The sequence below is a fragment of the Nocardia sp. NPDC057668 genome (assembly GCF_042799795.1).
Lineage (GTDB): Bacteria > Actinomycetota > Actinomycetes > Mycobacteriales > Mycobacteriaceae > Nocardia.
Genome location: NZ_JBHVIC010000009.1, coordinates 57,261 through 74,242 on the forward strand (window position 1 = coordinate 57,261; position 16,982 = coordinate 74,242).

General features: G+C 69.6%; 11 protein-coding genes. 3 read left to right on the forward strand and 8 right to left on the reverse strand.

The window, feature by feature from the left end; genetic code table 11:
- Positions 1-5 precede the first annotated feature (5 nt).
- Genes ACFVBH_RS38325 through ACFVBH_RS38360 form a run of 8 tightly spaced genes read right to left on the reverse strand, consistent with a single transcriptional unit; the run spans position 6 to position 12,958 of the window.
- Positions 6-848, reverse strand: coding sequence for a class I SAM-dependent methyltransferase (locus ACFVBH_RS38325; protein ID WP_379012104.1), 843 nt, complete (start codon positions 846-848; stop codon positions 6-8).
- Complete coding sequence (locus ACFVBH_RS38330) at positions 842-2,371, reverse strand: flavin-containing monooxygenase (protein ID WP_379010843.1); 1,530 nt, start codon at positions 2,369-2,371, stop codon at positions 842-844. The genes ACFVBH_RS38325 and ACFVBH_RS38330 overlap by 7 nt, the downstream gene beginning before the upstream one ends.
- Positions 2,368-3,234, reverse strand: a complete 867-nt coding sequence (locus ACFVBH_RS38335; protein WP_379010848.1) for a class I SAM-dependent methyltransferase — start codon at positions 3,232-3,234, stop codon at positions 2,368-2,370. The genes ACFVBH_RS38330 and ACFVBH_RS38335 overlap by 4 nt, the downstream gene beginning before the upstream one ends.
- Positions 3,231-4,736: a flavin-containing monooxygenase gene (locus tag ACFVBH_RS38340; RefSeq protein ID WP_379010854.1), complete on the reverse strand. Its 1,506-nt coding sequence runs from the start codon at positions 4,734-4,736 to the stop codon at positions 3,231-3,233. Before ACFVBH_RS38340 ends, ACFVBH_RS38335 begins: the two co-directional genes overlap by 4 nt.
- A complete protein-coding gene (locus ACFVBH_RS38345; RefSeq protein ID WP_379010857.1) occupies positions 4,733-5,344 on the reverse strand; it encodes a hypothetical protein in 612 nt (203 codons plus the stop codon). The genes ACFVBH_RS38340 and ACFVBH_RS38345 overlap by 4 nt, the downstream gene beginning before the upstream one ends.
- Positions 5,341-5,571 (reverse strand): hypothetical protein, encoded by a 231-nt coding sequence (locus ACFVBH_RS38350; protein WP_354984982.1) that lies wholly within the window; start codon positions 5,569-5,571, stop codon positions 5,341-5,343. Before ACFVBH_RS38350 ends, ACFVBH_RS38345 begins: the two co-directional genes overlap by 4 nt.
- The gene (locus ACFVBH_RS38355) at positions 5,568-6,518 is read right to left on the reverse strand and encodes a metallophosphoesterase family protein (protein ID WP_379012109.1); all 951 of its coding nucleotides are present in this window, start codon (positions 6,516-6,518) and stop codon (positions 5,568-5,570) included. Before ACFVBH_RS38355 ends, ACFVBH_RS38350 begins: the two co-directional genes overlap by 4 nt.
- Before the next feature lie 38 nt (positions 6,519-6,556).
- A complete protein-coding gene (locus ACFVBH_RS38360; protein ID WP_379010863.1) occupies positions 6,557-12,958 on the reverse strand; it encodes a type I polyketide synthase in 6,402 nt (2,133 codons plus the stop codon).
- 336 nt (positions 12,959-13,294) lie between these two features.
- Here ACFVBH_RS38360 and ACFVBH_RS38365 point away from each other — a divergent pair, with 336 nt between their 5' ends.
- Genes ACFVBH_RS38365 through ACFVBH_RS38375 form a run of 3 tightly spaced genes read left to right on the forward strand, consistent with a single transcriptional unit; the run spans position 13,295 to position 16,970 of the window.
- Positions 13,295-13,735, forward strand: coding sequence for an SRPBCC family protein (locus tag ACFVBH_RS38365; protein ID WP_379010868.1), 441 nt, complete (start codon positions 13,295-13,297; stop codon positions 13,733-13,735).
- Positions 13,735-14,478, forward strand: a complete 744-nt coding sequence (locus tag ACFVBH_RS38370; protein ID WP_379010874.1) for an ABC transporter ATP-binding protein — start codon at positions 13,735-13,737, stop codon at positions 14,476-14,478. Before ACFVBH_RS38365 ends, ACFVBH_RS38370 begins: the two co-directional genes overlap by 1 nt.
- Positions 14,475-16,970 carry an FtsX-like permease family protein gene (locus ACFVBH_RS38375; RefSeq protein ID WP_379010880.1) on the forward strand — a complete coding sequence of 832 codons (2,496 nt, stop codon included), beginning with the start codon at positions 14,475-14,477 and terminating at the stop codon, positions 16,968-16,970. Before ACFVBH_RS38370 ends, ACFVBH_RS38375 begins: the two co-directional genes overlap by 4 nt.
- Positions 16,971-16,982 lie beyond the last annotated feature (12 nt).

Genomic DNA, 16,982 nt, shown 5'->3' on the forward strand with positions numbered 1-16,982 from the left:
TCGATTCACTCGGTCCCCCGCACGTCCGCGTGGGTGAAACGCACGGCGCCGCACCACAGCAGCGACTTCTCCAGCGGCCCGATCGCGTGCTCCGGCGTCCAGGCCGAACCGCGCAGCACCGGCTGCGACCGCTTGGCCAGCGCGGCCGCCCGGAAGACCGACGCCGCCGAGTCCACGGTCCAGCCCCGGAAGAAGTCCAGGGGCGCGGCGAATTGCCAACGGGCGGACGCGAGTTTGCGGCCCAGGGTCAGATTGACCATGCGCAGCATGCCGGGCGACCAGTGATCTATGGCCCACCAGCGAACGTCGGGCCGGCGCAGCGCGTCGCGCAGGGTCGCCACGTCGGCGGGACGCAGGTACGGCAGCAGGCCCTCGGTGAGCACCAGCGTGTTCCGCGCCCCCGCGGTCGCCTCGTCGAGGAAGGCGGTCAGCGCCGCGGTGTCGGTGACATCGACCGTCCGGGTGATGCGACGGCAGTTCGGCGTCTCCCCCGCCAGCACCGACTCCTTGTATCCGAGCAGCTCGGGCAGATCCGCTTCGTACCAGTCGAGTTCGGCGGGCAGCGCCAGCCGGAACGGCCGGGTGTCCAGGCCGGCGGCCAGGTTCACGACCCGGTCGCAGCCCGCGGCGATCGAATCCAGGATCAGGTCGTCGATGAGTTTGGTCCGCACCACCGTGGGCCACATGCTCGGCCCGGTGGCGGTCATGGAGACGCCCTCCGGCCCGGCGAGCCTGGCCGCCAAAGGATCCCGGTACAGGGCGTCCGGGCGCTCGGATTCGATCGCCCGGTAGGCCGCCACCCAGCGGGCGGTGTCGGAGACATCGCGGATCGACGGTTCGGTCACGATTGGCTCCGATCCTGCGAAGACCCCTGGTCCGTCGCGATTTTCGTGGTGAAGGAGTAGTGCTCGAGCGGGAAGTGCCCGGATCGCCACCGGGCGGTCAAGGCGGTCGTGGGCCGGAAGACCGGTGAGTCGCCGTGCTGATCGAGGAAGGTCGAGGTGGTGCAGGCGCCGGTGAGGAACACCGAGGTCGACTGCCGCCGCCGCATGTCCCGCACGAACTCGGCGTGCGGTTCCGCCTTGATCTCGACGCAGGTCGCACCGCGCGCGTACATCTCCCGGATGCACCGGACGGCGTGCCGGGTGGAGTTCTCGATCATCGGGAAGTACAGGGAGGTGAAGGAATACGTGGTGCCCAGGACCGAGAAGCTGTTGGGCCATCCGGGCAGGGTCACGCCCTCGTAGGCCCCCGAGCGATTGGTCTCGTAGTAGTCGGCCAGATCCACGCCGTCGCGGCCGAGGATCGGGAACGGCGGGTTGGCTCCCCGCCCGAAGACCCGAAAGCCGGTGGCCAGCACGATGGTGTCGAGTTCGCGGTGCTCGCCGTCCGCGGTGAGGATGCCGGTCTCGGTGACGCGCACGATGGGGTCGGTCACGAGCTCGACGTTGTCCCGGGTGAAGGTCCGGTGGTAGTTGCTCGAGATCGACGGACGTTTACAGCCGTAGCGGTAGTCCGGCGTCAACTGCGCGCGCAATCGCTCGTCGGGCACCTGTTTGCGCATGGCGTTCAGCGAGAGACGCTCGATCAGCCGCACCGTCGCCGGAAGCTTGCGGCGGAATGCGAAATAGGCGATCAGCTCGTGCATCACATCGATCTGGAAGCGGATCACCCGCAGGATCAGCGGCAGCATCCGGAAGGCCCACCGCAGGGCGCGGGGCACCGGGAGGTCCAGCTTCGGCACGACCCACACCGCGCTGCGCTGGAAGACGTGCAGCCGCTTGGCGCGCTCGGCCACCGGCGGAATCAGCTGCACCGCCGAGGATCCGGTACCGATCACTCCGACACTGGCGCCCTCGAGATCATGGTCGTGATCCCAGCGCGCGGTGTGGATCACCGTGCCCGCGAACGAGTCCAGGCCTTCGATGTCGGGGGTCCGCGGCTGCACGAGCGGGCCGTGCGCCACGATGACGAACCTGGCCCGCACGGGCCCCGCGCTCGTCCGCACGTCCCACATGTGCTCGCGCTCGTCGAACGCGAGTCCGGTCACCTCGGTGTTCAGGCGCAGGTGCGCGCGCAGCCCGTATTTGTCGACGCAGCTCTCGGCGTACGCCTGGATCTCGTCGCCGGTGGGATAGGTGCGTGTGCTGAGCAGGTTCGGTTCGAAGGAGAACGCGTAGCTGCACATCGGAATATCCACCGCGACATCGGGATAGGTGTTGGCCTGCCAGGCCCCGCCCACCCGGTCCGCCCGGTCGAGGATGACGAAGTCCTCGATGCCCGCGTCCCGCAGCCGAATTCCGGCGCCGATGCCGCCGAAGCCGGCGCCGATCACCGCGACCTCTACGCGGGTGGGCTCGGGGTCGCTCATCGTTCTGTCTCCTGAGAAGTTCTGTGCGCCGGCGGCTCCTGCGCCCCGGCGGGCGTGAGCCGAACGGCCCCGCTCCACAGCCTGGAGCGCTCTAGTGGGCCGATCGCGTGGTCGGGCAGCAACGCCGAACCGCGCAGCGGCAGCGGTGAACGCCGCCAGCGCGCCGCAGCGCGGAACGTCGAGTGCGCCGCGTCGACGGACCAGCCCTCGAAGAAGTCGAGGCTGGACGCGAAATGCCATTTCGCGGAACCCAGTTCGCGACCGAGCGTGCGGTTGACGCCGTACCGCACGCCCGGTGACCAGTGGTCCATCAGCCACCAGCGGATCGGCGGCCGCCGCAGCAGCGTGGACAGCCGACCGACGGCATCGGCTGTCAGATACGGCAGCAGGCCCTCGGTCAGAACCAGCACCCGGCCGGCCCCGGCGGTCGCCTCCACCAGGAAGTCGGTCAGCGCGCCGGAATCGGTGAGATCCACCTGGGCGACGACGCGGCGGCAGTGCGCCCGTTCGCCGGCCAGCACCGATTCCTTGTAGGCGCTCAGCGCGGGCAGATCCGCTTCGTACCAGTCGATCTCGGCCGGGATCGGCAGCCGGTAGGGCCGGGTGTCGAGGCCCGCGGCGAGGTTGATCACCCGATCACAGCCCCGGGCCAGCGTGTCCAGGATCAGATCGTCCAGGAGCTTGGTCCGGACCACCGTCGGCCACATGGTCGTCGCGGCGGCCATGGCCGCACCGCGCGGGCCCGCCAGTGCCGCCGCGAGCGGGTCGCGGAACAGCGCGTCGGGACGAGCCGATTCGATCGCCCGGAACCCCGCCACCCAGCGGGCGGTGTCCGAGACGTCACGCATGAGCGATTCGGTCATGAGGCCGCGGTGTCCCCGATCGAGGTGAACGAGTAGTGCTCGATCGGGGAATGCCGGGTGCGCCAGGCCGCCTCGACGGTGCTGGTGGGCCGGAACAGCGGCACATCGCCGTTCTCGTCGAAGTACCAGCTGTGCGTGCGCTCGCAGTGCGAACGGTAGAACAGCGTCTTCCCTTGGCGTTCGATCATCTCGGCCACGAACTCGCGGTAGGGATCCGGCTTGATCTCCACGGAGGTGGCGCCCCGGCGGCGCGCTTCGAGGATGCAGCGCACCACGTGGTCGACGCTGCTCTCGATGGTGACGAAGAAGGAACCCGTCATGGCGTAGAGACCGGGGACGGTGAAGTTGTTCGGCATCTGCGGCAGGGTCAGGCCCTCGTACTGTCCCTTGCGGTTGGCCACGATGAGTGAGCGCAGGTCCTGCCCGCCGCGCCCGGTGGTCTTGAAGCGGGGCAGATTGGTCTCGTCGAGCGTCTCGAAACCCGTTGCCAGGATGAGGGTGTCGAATTCGTGGTGCGCGCCGTCCGCGGTCCGCAGACCGGTCTCGGTGATCTCGGCGATGTCGGCGGTGACGAGATCGACGTTGTCGCGGGCGAAAGCCTTGTAGTACGTGCTCGACATCGACAGGAACTTGCAGCCGAACCGGTAGTTCGGGGTGAGCTTGGCCCGGGTCTCGGGGTCCGGCACCCAGCGCCGCAGCGCGAACTTGATGATCGATTCCAGGAAGGTCACCGACGCGGGGATCTTGTACCGGAACACCGCGTTGTAGAGGACTTCGAGCCAGAAGACCGCTATCCAGCGCGGAATGAACATCATGAAGGGCAGGATCTTGTAGCCGAACCGCAGCAGCGCCGGGAGCGGGAAGTCCGGTTTGGGCAGCACCCAGATCGGCGTGCGCTGAAAGACGTGCACCCGCTCGGCGATCTTGGCCATTGCCGGGATGACCTGCACCGCCGAGGATCCCGTGCCGATTACCCCGACCCGGGTGCCCGTCATGTCGTGCTCGTGATCCCAGCGCGCACTGTGGATCACCCGGCCGTTGAACCTGTCGAGTCCCTCGATGTCCGGGTACTTCGGCCGGCCGAGGCCGCCGTAGGCGATGATGATGAACCGGGCGTGTATGGGCCCCTGCGTGGTGTCCAGCCGCCAGTGGTGCTCGGTGTCGTCCCAGGTGGCCGCCAGCACTTCGGTATTCAGCCGCAGATGCGGCCGGACCCCGTACCTGTCCACGCACCTGTCGGCGTACGCCTTGATCTCGTGGCCCCGGGCGTACGCGTACTCCCAGTCCGGATTCCGCTCGAAGGAGAAGCTGTATCCCCAGACCGGAATGTCCACGGCCACATCGGGATAGGTGTTCCAGTACCACACCCCGCCGATGTCCTCGGCCTGCTCGATGAGCGCGAAATTCGTTATCCCGGCCTGGCGCAGCTTGATCCCGGCGCAGATGCCGGAGAATCCGGCGCCGATGACCGCTACCTCGAGCAGACTGTCATTGTCGGTCATTGTCGTCTCCTGACGAACTCGCGGACACGGCGGGCGAAGGCCCTGCCGAGCACGGTGATGCGACGGACCCGGGGTTGCGGCGGCGCGGGGGCCACCGCGAGGTCCACGCCCGAGTCGGGCGCCATGAACATCGCGGCGGCGTAGTCCGCGAACAGGTCGGCGGTGGCGAAGTCCTTGCGGGCCAGCAACTCGTCCATCACCGCGCCCAGCAGTTCGGGATCGGCCCGCTCGGCGACTTCACCCATCACCTTGGGGTTCATGAACGGCGCGGCGTCGGCGACCGCCACCGGGTCGATCTTGGAGAGCATCGACATGGATCGGTCGGTCCGGTTGTCCAGCAGCGCCGCGCTGAGCGAACGGCCCAGCAGTCGCGGCGGCAGCACGCCGGTGGCGAGCGGGACCGCCACCCGCAGCGGCGCGAGCCGGCCGATTCGCGTCAGTCGCGCGTATTCGACGGCGTAGCGCTCGTGCAGGGTGGCGACCAGCCGGTCCCGCAGCTCCGAGAGGTCCTCGGCGTCCAGTGCTTCGAGGTAGTCGATGCGCGCCGCGTCCACGTGCAGCGCGTCGGCGAGTTTGCCCAGTTGGATTCGGGTCGCGCGCTCGCTCATGCGCGCCGCCCGAGCAGCACCGCGCCCACGAGCGCGCGGACGGGACGGGGGCGGGCGGCGTTCTTGGCCGCCAGCTCCTTGCGCGCCAGCCTGCGGTCGCGCTGCGGCGCGGTGCGCAGCAGCGACAGCAGGTCGGCGCACTGCTCCTGCGAGAGCGCCGCCAGGGCGGGTAGCCGAGCCCCGAGTTCCTGTTCCAGAACTGCCCGGGGGTCCGTGGTCGAATTCATCGTGATAGCCGTCCTTTGTCGCCGGGGACCTGGCGGGCCAGCGAAACCGCCAATCGCATCGCGCGATCCACGGTGCGCCGCCCGATCGAGTTGTTGCGGGCGAAATCGCCGGGGGCGGGCAGGATTTGACAGAGCAGCGGATCGGGCAGGCCGCGCCGCCGCCATTCGCGCGGATAGCCGATCGACACCTCTTCGAAGCGCACCCCGTCGAAATGATCGGTGCGGCGGATGTGCAGGTGCCCGTACACCACGCAGGCCACGTTGTACCGGCGATGCCAGTCCGCGGTGAGCTCGGTGCCGCACCACATCGCGAACTCCGACCGGAACAGCCGATCGGTCGGAGTGCGCAGCAGGGGAAAGTGATTGATCAGTACCAGCGGCAGCTTGGGGTCCACGGCGTCCAGCCGCTCGCGGGTGTAGCGCACGCGCTCGGCGCACCACTGCTCCCGCGAGTCGTAGGGGTCGCAGGCGAGCAGGTGCTCATCGGTGGCCAGGGTGCCCCTGGCTTCCGCGAGCGCCAAACCCGCTGCCTTGGTGTCGATTCCGCGCGGCAGGAAGGAGTAGTCGTAGAGCAGGAACAGCGGGGCCAGCACGGCGGGCCCGCCCGGGCCCTCCCAGACCGGATAGGGATCCTCCGGCGTCACCACGTCGAGCTCGCGGCAGGCCGTGACCAGGGCGTTGTACTTGCCCGTACCGCGCAGATGTCCGGGATCCAGTGCCGTGGTCCATAATTCGTGGTTTCCCGGCACCCAGATCACCTTGGCGAACCGCTCGCGCAGGGCCGAGAGCGCCCAGCGGACGCTCTCGATCTTCTCCGCGACGTCGCCGGCCACGATCAGCCAGTCCCCCGGCGTGTTCGGCCGGATCTGCTCGACCACCTCGCGATTGCCGAGGTGGCTCACGTGCAGATCACTGACCGCCAGCAGCGCCGGCCCGTCGCCGCTCACGCCGTGTCCACCACCGCTCAGGCCGTGCCCGACGCCGCTCACGCAGCGCCCTCTGCCGCTCCCACCGCCGCACCGAGCCTGCCCATGGAACCGCTCAGGCGGGCCATCAGCTCCGCGGGCACCGGGCCGCCGTCGTGAATGGCGGACAGGCGCTCGAGCAGCATCTCGACCTCGGCGATGATCGGATCGGCGAGTTCGGCGTCCTGCGGGGTGATCTGGTCCAGGACGTGCCGGGCCAGCAGGCTGACCGTCGGGTACTGGAAGATCACCGAGTTGGCGAGCTTGACGCCCGTCATGGCCCGCAGATGCGTGCCGAGCTCGATCGAGCTGAGCGAGTCGATGCCCATCTCGGTGAACTCCCGATCCGGCTGCACCGCATCGGGCGAGGAGTACCCCAGCACCATCGAGATCGGCGTCTTCAACAGCTCGACGACCGTCTCGTGCTGTTCGGCCGGGCTGAGCCCGGCCAGCCGCTTGGCCAGCTGCGTCGGATCACCGAGCTGCTGGGTCGCGCGCGGCCGGGCGTGCAGCAGCGCCCGGAAGAACGGCGGCAGTTCGGCCACCGACTGGGCCACCCGCAGCAGCGAGAGATCCATGCCGATGGGCAGGACGTACGGCGCTCCGGTGCGTAGCGCGGAATCGAACAGACCCAGTGCCTCCGCGGTCGGAATGGGCGTGATGCCCATGCGGCCGAGGCGGGCGCGGTCCTTCTCGTCCATGCCGCCGGTATTGGAGGTGTCCTCGGCCCACCAGCCCCACGCCATCGCGGTGGCGGGGAGCCCGCGGTGGTAGCGATGCCGGGCCAGGCTGTCCAGGAACACGTTGGCCGCGCCGTAGTTGGCCTGACCGGGTGCGCCGAATGTGCCTGCCGCCGAGGAGAACAGCACGAACATCGACAGATCCAGGTGCTGGGTGAGCTCGTGCAGGTACCAGGCGCCGTTGGCCTTGGCGGGCAGCACCGCGTCCAGGTGGTCGGTGGTGAGCGCGGCGAAGGTGGCATCGGCCAGGGTGGCCGCCAGGTGCACGACCGCCCCGATCGGATGCGCCTCGGGCACACCGGCGATCACCGCGGCCAAGGCGTCGCGATCACCCGCGTCACACGCGGCCACGCGCACGGTCGCACCGGCCGCGCCCAATTCGGCGATCAGCTCGTCCACACCGCCCGCGGTGGCGCCGCTGCGGCTGGTGAGCAGCAGGTTCCTGGCCCCGTAGGCGGTGACCAGGTGACGGGCGATGATGCCGCCGATCTTGCCGGTACCGCCGGTGATCAGGACCGTGCTCTCCGGATCGAACGCCGTGGGCCAGGTGAGCACCACCTTGCCGACATGGCGCGCCTCACCGAGATGGCGCAGCGCCGCGGCGGCGTGCCGCACGTCGAAACGGGTCAGTGGCAGCGGCGCGAGGACGCCGGCGTCGAACAGCGCCGACAGCTCGGAGAGCAAGCCGCCCAGCACGTTCGGTTCCAGTGCGCCGAGTTCGAAGGACGCGTAGGACACCCCGTGCTGATCCCGGATCGTCGCCGGGTCGTGCACCGCGTCCCGGGCGATCTCCACGAAGCGGCCCGCCTCGGCGAGCAACCCGAGCGAGTCCCCGGTGAAGGCGTCGGGCAGCAGATTCAGGACGATGTCGACCCCGCGCTCGCTCGCGAACCGCTCCGCGAAGGCGGCGGAGCGGGAGTCGGCGAGGTGATCCTCGGCGAACCCCATGCCCCGCAGCACATCCCACTTGGGCTTGCTCGCGGTCGCCAACACTTCCAGGCCGAGGTGCCGAGCCACGTGCACCGCGGCCGTGCCGACGCCGCCGGTGGCGGCGTGCACCAGCACCCGCTCCCCCGAACGGCCGCCGGCGATATCGCGAAGTCCGTGCAGGGCGGTCAGATACGCCACCGGTGCGGCCGCCGCCTGGGCGAATGACCAGGCCCGGGGCATCGCCGCGAGCAGCCGATGATCGGCGGCCGCGGTGGCGGCGATCTCGCCGAAGAGGCCGAATACCCGGTCGCCCGGCGCGAATCCGGTCACGCCCGCGCCGACCGCGCGCACCACGCCCGCGGCCTCGTGCACCAGTCGCGCCGGGGTGCCGGTGCCGGCGGCGACCCCGGTCAGCGCGACCGGGAACGACAGGCCCGCGGCTCGCTGCTCGACCAGAACCGTGCCGGGCGCGAGGTCCGCGCGGGTGTCGTCGTCGGCGACCTCCGCCAGCGCCACGTCGTCGAGATTGCCCGAGGCCGGAATGTCGAGCCGCCACGAACCGGACAGCTTGGCGCCCGCGGTCGCCGCCGCGTCGAGGCCGGAACGGATTCGCCTGCCGAAGAATTCGCCGCGGCGCAGCGCGAGTTCGGGTTCGTCGGTGTGCAGCGCGGTGGCGAGCTGGTCGAGGCTGATGCCGGCCTCGTCGAGGTCGAGTTGCAGGATCCGGTCCTGATGCTCGGATTGCGCGCTGCGCACCAGCGCCCACACCGTGGCCCCGGCCAGATCCGAGACGTCCTCCGCGGCCGCGACCGCCTGGACGCCGCGGCTCAGCACCACCAGCTTGGTCTCGGCGAAACGCTCGTCGGCGAGCCAGGTTTGGATGGTGCCGAGCATGTCGGCGAGTTCCGCGCGCACCGCCGCGCTCGGATGCGCGCCCGGTTCGGCGCCGGCCGAGTCCGCGACCCGGGACAGCACGACCACCTTGGGCGGCTCGGCGCCCTCGACATCCATTGCCGCATAGAGGGTTCGGAGATCCGGGTAGGTGACCGGAAGCGCGTCCCCGTGTACGCCCAGTGGCTGACCGCCGACGACGGCCCAGTCACCCGGGCGACCGGAGTAGCGCGCCCGCTGCACCGGGACGGTCAGCCAGTCGACGCCGAACAGCGAGTCCTGGCGTCCGGACAGACCGCGGGTGGCGAGCTTGGTGGTCGAGATGGTGCGCACCTGCAGCGTGCCCGCCGCCACGATGCGCCCGGTGCTGTCGCCAAGCACCCAGCGCAGGCGATCGGTGCCGGCCGGAGTCAGCTTGACACGCAACGCCTTCGCGCCCACCGCGCGCAGCTCGACTCGCTCCCACGCGAACGGCAGCCGGATCGCGCCGGCTTCGGACGGGATCAGCGCGGCCGCCGCGGAGCCGGTCTGCATGGCCGCGTCGAGCAGGGCCGGATGCAGCCCGTACTTGTCGGCATCGGCCACCGCGTCCGGCAGCGCGACCTCGGCGAAGATGTCGTCCCCGCGCCGCCAGACCGCCTTCATGCCCTGGAAGACCGGGCCGTACTGGTAGCCGAGCGCGGCGAGGGTCTCGTAGGCGGGACCGGGCTCCATGGCCTGGACCGCACCGACCGGCGGCCAGAGTTCGAGGCCCTGGGTGTCGGTGTCCTCGGTGCGGGGCACCGCGGTGAGATGGCCGTCGGCGTGCAGGCTCCATTGACTCTGGCCGGGCGCGCCGTCCTTGTCCTCGGGCCGCGAGTAGATGGCCACCGAACGCCGCCCCGGCTTGACGAGTTCGCCCACCACGACCTGCAGGTGGATCGCGCCCTCGGCGGGCAGCGTGACCGGGGTGTACATGGTCAGCTTCTCGACCTGCGGCGCACCGAGCCGGTCACCGGCGTGCAACGCCAGCTCGAGCAGCAGCGCGCCGGGCAGCAGCACGTTGCCGTGCAGCGCGTGATCGGCGATCCAGGCGTGGGTCGCCAGGGCGATGCGGGTGCTGAACTGGAAGCGGTCCGCGCCGGGCAGTTCCACGACCGCACCGAGCAGCGGATGCCCGGCCTCGGCCAGGCCCAGCCCGCTCGGCTTGCCGCCGCCCGAGCCGGACACACTGGCCAGCCAGTACTTCTGCCGCTGGAAAGCGTAGGTGGGCAACGGAATCGAGCGCACCGAGCCGGCCGGATAGATCGCCTGCCAGTTCGGTGAGACGCCCTGCACGTGCGCTTCGGCCACCGAGGTCAGCAGGCGCCGGATGCCGGCGTCCTCCCGCTTGAGCGAGCCGGTGATCAGGCAGGAATCGGCGAAGCCGCCCAGGGATTCGTGCATGGCGGCGGTCAGGACCGGGTTCACGCTCATCTCGATGAAGGCGTTGTAGCCGGACTCGAACGCGGACCGGAAGCCGCCCTCGAAGTTCACCGCCTCGCGCAGGTTGCCGAACCAGTAGTCCGGGCCCAGCTCCGCGGCGTCCAGCACGTCGCCGGTGACGGTCGAGAAGAAGGTGATGTCCGTGGCTCGCGCGGTGACCGGGGCGACGGCGGCCTCGAGCTGCTCGCGCAGCACGTCCACGTGGCAGGTGTGCGCGGCGTAGTCGACCGGAACCTGGCGCGCCCGCACCGCGTCCCGTTCACACCGCGCGAGCACCGCGGCCACGCTGTCCGCGCCGCCCGCGACCACGGTGGTGGACGGGGAATTGACGGCGGCGACGTAGATGTCGTCGATGCCCGCCAGTAGTTCGCGCACCCGCGCGACCGGGGCGTTGATCGAGGCCATGCCGCCGGTGCCCGCCAGTTCGCGCAGCGGCCTGCTGCGCAGGGTCACGATGCGGGCGGCATCGGCCAGCGACAGCGCGCCCGCGACGTACGCCGCGGCGACCTCGCCCTGCGAGTGCCCGAGCACGGCGTCGGGTTCGATGCCGAGCGAACGCCACAGTCCCGCAAGGGAAACCATCGTCGCGAAGAGCGCGGGCTGCACGACGTCGACGCGTTCGATCGACGGCGCGCCCGGCACCTCGTTCAGCACGTCGGTCAGCGACCAGTCGACGAATTCCGACAGCGCAGCCTCGCATTCGGCGATGAGACCGGCGAAGACCGGGGACTCGGTCATCAGCTGCGCGGCCATGCCCGCGTACTGCGCGCCCTGGCCGGGGAAGACGAAGACGACCTGCCGTTCGGCGGCCTGGCCGCGAATCGGCCCGACCGGTGCGGCGTCGGCGACCGCGGCCAGCCCGGCCAGCAGGTCGACGCGATTGCCGCCGAGCACCACGGCGCGATGATCGAAGGTGGCGCGGGTGGTGGCCAGGGCGTGGCCGATCTCGCGCGAGCTGAATTCCGGGTTCGCCCGGACGTGCTCGGCGAGCTGGGCGGCCTGTTCGGCCAGCGCCTCGGGGGTCTTGCCGGATATCGGCCAGATGGCAAGCGGCACTTGCCGGCCGGGCTCGACGGGAGTGATCGGCTGCGCCGGGGGCGCCTGTTCGAGAATGACGTGGGCGTTGGTGCCGCTGATGCCGAAGGACGACACCCCGGCCCGGCGCGGCCCGTTGCGGTCCGGCCACGGCACGCTCGAGGTGACCAGATCGACCGTCCCGGCGGACCAGTCCACGGCCGTGGTCGGCTCGCTGACGTTCACCGTGGGCGGCACGACCCCGTGCCGCATGGCCTGGATCATCTTGATCACGCCGGCGATGCCCGCGGCGGCCTGGGTGTGCCCGAAGTTGCCCTTGATCGAGCCGAGCAGCAACGGCTCGGCGGCCGAATGGTCCCGGCCGTAGGTGTCGAACAGCGCTTCCAGTTCGATGGGATCACCCACGGGCGTGCCGGTTCCGTGCCCCTCCACCACATCGATGTCGGTGGGCGCGAGGCCGGCCGCGGCCAGGGCGGCGCGAATGAGCTTCTGTTGCGCGACCGCGCTGGGAACGGTCAGGCCCTTGGTGGCGCCGTCCTGATTCACGGCCGCGCCGCGCTGAATCGCGAGCACCTCGTGGCCCAGGCGCCGGGCGTCGGACAGTCGCTCCAGGATGAGCACCGCGACGCCCTCGGACATGCAGAATCCGTCGGCGTCGGCGGAATAGGGCTTGCTGCGACCGGCTTTGGAGATCGCGCCGTGCTGGCCGAGAGCGAAGAAGCCGGTCAGCGTCGACATGATCGAGACCCCGCCGACCAGTGCGAGCGAGCATTCGCCGGCGGTCAGCGCCTGCGCGGCCAGGTGCATGGCCACCAGCGAGGACGAGCAGGCGGTGTCGATGCTCATCGTCGGGCCCTGCAGACCCAGGATGTAGGAGACCCGGCCCGAGAGCACGCTCTGACTCACGCCCATGGCGACGTAACCGGGGTCCAGGTCCTTCTGGCCCGGAATCAGGTACGCGTAATCGCCGCCCATCGCGCCGATGTAGACACCGGTATCGGTGTCTTGCAGCGTCGTCGGGTCTATGCCCGCCGATTCCAGTGCCTGCCAGCTGGTTTCGAGCACCATCCGCTGTTGCGGATCCATTGCCTTGGCCTCACGGGGGCTGATTCCGAAGAACTCGGGATCGAATTCGCCCGGCTCGTCGATGAACCCGCCCATCGGCGCCATGGCGGCGGCCACCTCGGGCGATGCCATATCGGCCAGCTCCGTCATCGACCGGTCGGCCGGGAACTTGCTGGATGCATGCTGGCCGTCGATCAGGAAGCGCCATAGCGCCTCGGGTGAATCGATGCCACCGGGAAAACGGCACGCCATACCGACGACCGCGATCGGATCGTCAACGAGAACGTGATCAGCCACGACTGCCCCCATGCGGGTAGAGATGTCCCGTTCTGCATTAGAACGGGATTCAGAATTAGAGAGTTTCCAGTGCCCCTGCGGCAACCCAAAGCGCTTCTGCCAGATGGTCATTGCGCCGACGAGCGAGAAGGTACCGCATACCGGGAGGGGCTGCAACAGATCTCAGTTAATCTGAAGTACACGCAACTCGGAATCACTTGCAAATCACGGCCGGATGATGGAAGCTCGCTGCCACGCCCAGGCCGACACGGCCCGGGCGCTTGGCGCTCGCGTCCGTTCACAGGCGGGCGAGCTGGTTCGCGACAGGTTTGCTGATCGCGTTCTTCAGGAGGGGTAATGGCCGAATTCGAGGTCACGAGAGCGCTGGAAGCCAGCCCGATGCAGCTGTACTCGATCATCGCGAACACATCCACGTGGCAGGAGTGGTTCCTGATGCACGACGGCTTCCTCGAGCAGCCGCCCGAGCGGATGGCCGTGAATTCCACACTGGTGCAGAACATTCGCATGCTGGGCATGTCGCACAAGCTCGAGTTGACCATCACCGCGTTCAAGCCGCCGATGCAGCTGACCCTGTGCGGGCGCAGCGAGATCGGGCTCGTCTGCGAATTCACCTTCGGAATCGAGCGCCGTCCGGGCGGCTCGCAGCTGACCATCGCCGGCAATTTCACCGGCGCGATGCTCAATGCTCAGCTCGAGCAGGTGATCGAGCGCGACGCACACAGCCAGTTGACCAATTCCATGAGCAAGCTGGCGACGTTGTCGCAGGTAGAAGCCTGATGACCGCGAATGCGCCGCTGCTCGAACTCGCGAATGTGGTGCGCGAGTACCGCATCGGCGGCGAGACGGTGCGGGCGCTGGACGGTATCAGCCTGGACATCGCCGGCGGGCAATTCGTCTCGGTCGTCGGCCCGTCCGGCGCGGGCAAGAGCACGCTCCTGCATGTGTTGGGGGCACTCGATGTCCCGAGTTCGGGATCGATTCGATTCCGGGGCAGAGAGATCGGCGCGTTCGGCGATGACGAGCAATCCGAATTCCGGCGGCAGCACGTGGGTTTCGTCTTCCAATTCTTCAATCTGCTGCCGACGCTGTCCGCCTGGGAGAACGTGGCGATCCCGAAATTGCTGGACGGCACCGGATTACGCGCGACCAAGCCCCGGGCACTGGAATTGCTGGATTTGGTCGGCCTCGGTAGCCGGGCCGAACACCGGCCCGGCGAACTGTCCGGCGGGCAGATGCAACGGGTGGCACTGGCCCGGGCCCTGGTCATGGATCCACCGCTGATCCTGGCCGACGAACCCACCGGTAACCTCGATTCCAAGACCGGCGCCGCGATCATGGCGCTGCTGGCCGATATCGCACACGGCGATCACGCCGTGGTCATGGTCACACACAACGCGGAAGCCGCGAGCACCACCGACCGCGTCCTCACCCTGGGTGACGGTCGCATCGTCCGTGATGAGAGCGCTGGGACCGCACTCGGCGCACCGGAACCCGCCGCGGCGGCGGTGGGTCACCCATGACGGCACTGATAGATCGCTGGCGACTGTTCAGCGTGCGCGAGTTCGCCGTTCATCGCGGGCGAACCCTCGCCTCGACCACGGTGATGGCCGTGTCCGCCGCGTTCCTGGTCGCGGTGTTCGGCATCTTCGGTTCCCTGTCCGGATCGGTGAATCAGCTGATCGACGGCCTCGCGGGCAGGGCGACGCTGGAGGTTTCCGGGGTCACCGACTCCGGCCTGCCCGCCGCGGTGCGCGCGGACATCGCCGCGGTGCCCGGCGTGGCGCACGCGGTGCCGATGCTGCGCGCCAAGGTGCCCAGTGCGGCGGGTCCCATGCTGTTGCTCGGCGCCGATCCGAGTGCCGCGGCCCTGGAAAGCGACCTGCAGGAAGCGGTCGAGCGTCACCTCGGCACGCTGATGACCACCGCCAACGGAGCCCTGGTCGGCCCCGGCGTCGGCGTCGCGGCGGGCGAACGGTTCCGGATCGGCTCCGGCGAGGTCACCGTCGCCGCCGTGCTGTCCGGGCCGAAACTGGAGCAGCTCAACGACGGTCACTACGTATTGACCTCGCTCGCGGTCGCACAGCGGGTCACCAATCGCAGCGAGCAACTCGACTCCGTCCTCATAGTTCCTGCACTGCAGGCGAATTCGGATGATCTGAAGGCCGCGATCACGGCGGCGGTCGCGGACCGCGCGCTGGTCGCGGAGCCGAGCCTGCGAGCCGTGCAGACCGGCGGCGCCCTGCGCATGCTGCGCTACATGACCCTGATGGGCGCCGCCCTGGCGTTCATCGTGGCGGCGTTCCTCATCTACACCGCCATGAGTATGGCGATAGTCCAACGGCGACCGGTCATTTCGATGCTGCGCGCGGTCGGCGGCCGGCGTTCCACCATCGTCACCGATCTACTCGTCGAAGCCGCCGTGATCGGGGTGATCGGCGGTGCGGCCGGCTCGGCGCTGGGCGTGCTGCTGGGCCGCACCGCGATCGATACGCTACCGCTGGCGCTCATGCAGTCGATCGAAGCGCGCATGACGTATTCGTTGCCGCTGTACGCGATTCCGATCGCCATCGCGGCGGCCGCGGGCACCAGCATGCTGGCCTCGGGCGTCGCGGCGTACCAGGTGTACAAGGTGTCCCCGGTCGAGGCGCTGGCCCCGGTCGGAGCCGGTGTCGCCGACCGCGTTCCGCTGCTGCTGCGCCTGTTCGCGGCGTGGGCCGCGATCTTCAACATGACGGTGGCGATCATCCTGGTGCGGTTGCACCTGGACGCCTTCGTCTTCTCGGGCGTGGCCCTGTGCCTGTTCTTCGGAGCCGGACTCATGCTGTGCTTCGCCCTGACCGGGTCACTGGTCGCGGCCACCTCGTGGGTCGCGCGGCGCTTCGGCCGGGCGGGCGAGCTGGCCGCGACCTCGCTCGAACGCGCCCCGCGCCGGGTGTGGGCCACCCTGATGACGGTGTTCATGGCGGTGGCGGTGACGGTGACGATCACCGGCGCGAACAACGATCTCCTCGGCGCGATTCGCGGTTCCCTGGGATCGACCGGCACGGTCGACGTCTGGGTGACCTCGCATCCGCCCGACGAGTTCCCGACCGGCCCGGCGCTGCCCGCTGATCTGGCGGCGCGCATCGGCGCGGTCCCGGAGGTGGCGAGCGTCAACGAGGGACAGGTCGCCTACGCGACAATCGGCGCGGAGAAGGTGATCCTGTATGGACTCGCCACCGGCAGCGTCAACCCGCTGTACGAGGGGCTCGACGCGGCGCTGCGGGCGGAGGTGGTCGCCGGGCACGGCATCGTGGTGTCCCGGGACATGGCCCGCGGGCTGGGCGTGGGCGTCGGCGACGAACTGTCCGTGCAGACCCCGCGCGGACCGCAGCGCACCCGCGTCGTCGGCGTCGTGTCGTACTTCTCGGCGATGACCGGGACCGTCGGCATGGGCCTGGACCAGATGCGGCAGTGGTTCGACCGCCCCGGCTCGACCATCCTGCAGATCGAGGGCGTCCCCGGCACGGACGGTGATCGGCTGCTGGAATCGGTCGCGGCCTTGGCGCCGCCGGGCATCCATGTCTATTCCGGCGCAACGTCATTGGCCAATGTCGAGAACTCGGCCAAGCAGGGTATGGCGGTATCGAACGCCGTATGGATGATCATCGTCCTGATCGCCGCGGTGGCCCTGCTGAACACCTTGACGCTGTCGGTGCTCGAACGCCGGCGCGAGATCGGGGTGCTGCGCGCCATGGGCGCGAGCCGGCGTCGCACGCTGCGCATGGTGCTCGCCGAAGCGGCGGGCATCGGCGTCGTCGGCGGGGTGCTCGGGCTGGGGTTCGGCCTGGCGAGTCAGTACTTCTTCGACGCCCTCACCCCGAACATCATGAATCTCGAGGTGGCCTACCGGCCGAGCCCGCTCGCGCTGGCCTTCGCGGCCGGTGCGGTGGGATTGAGTCTGCTGGGCTCGATTCCGCCGGCCGTGCGTGCGGCCCGGCTCAATATCATCGATGCGGTGAGCATCGAATGACACAGGGGGAAA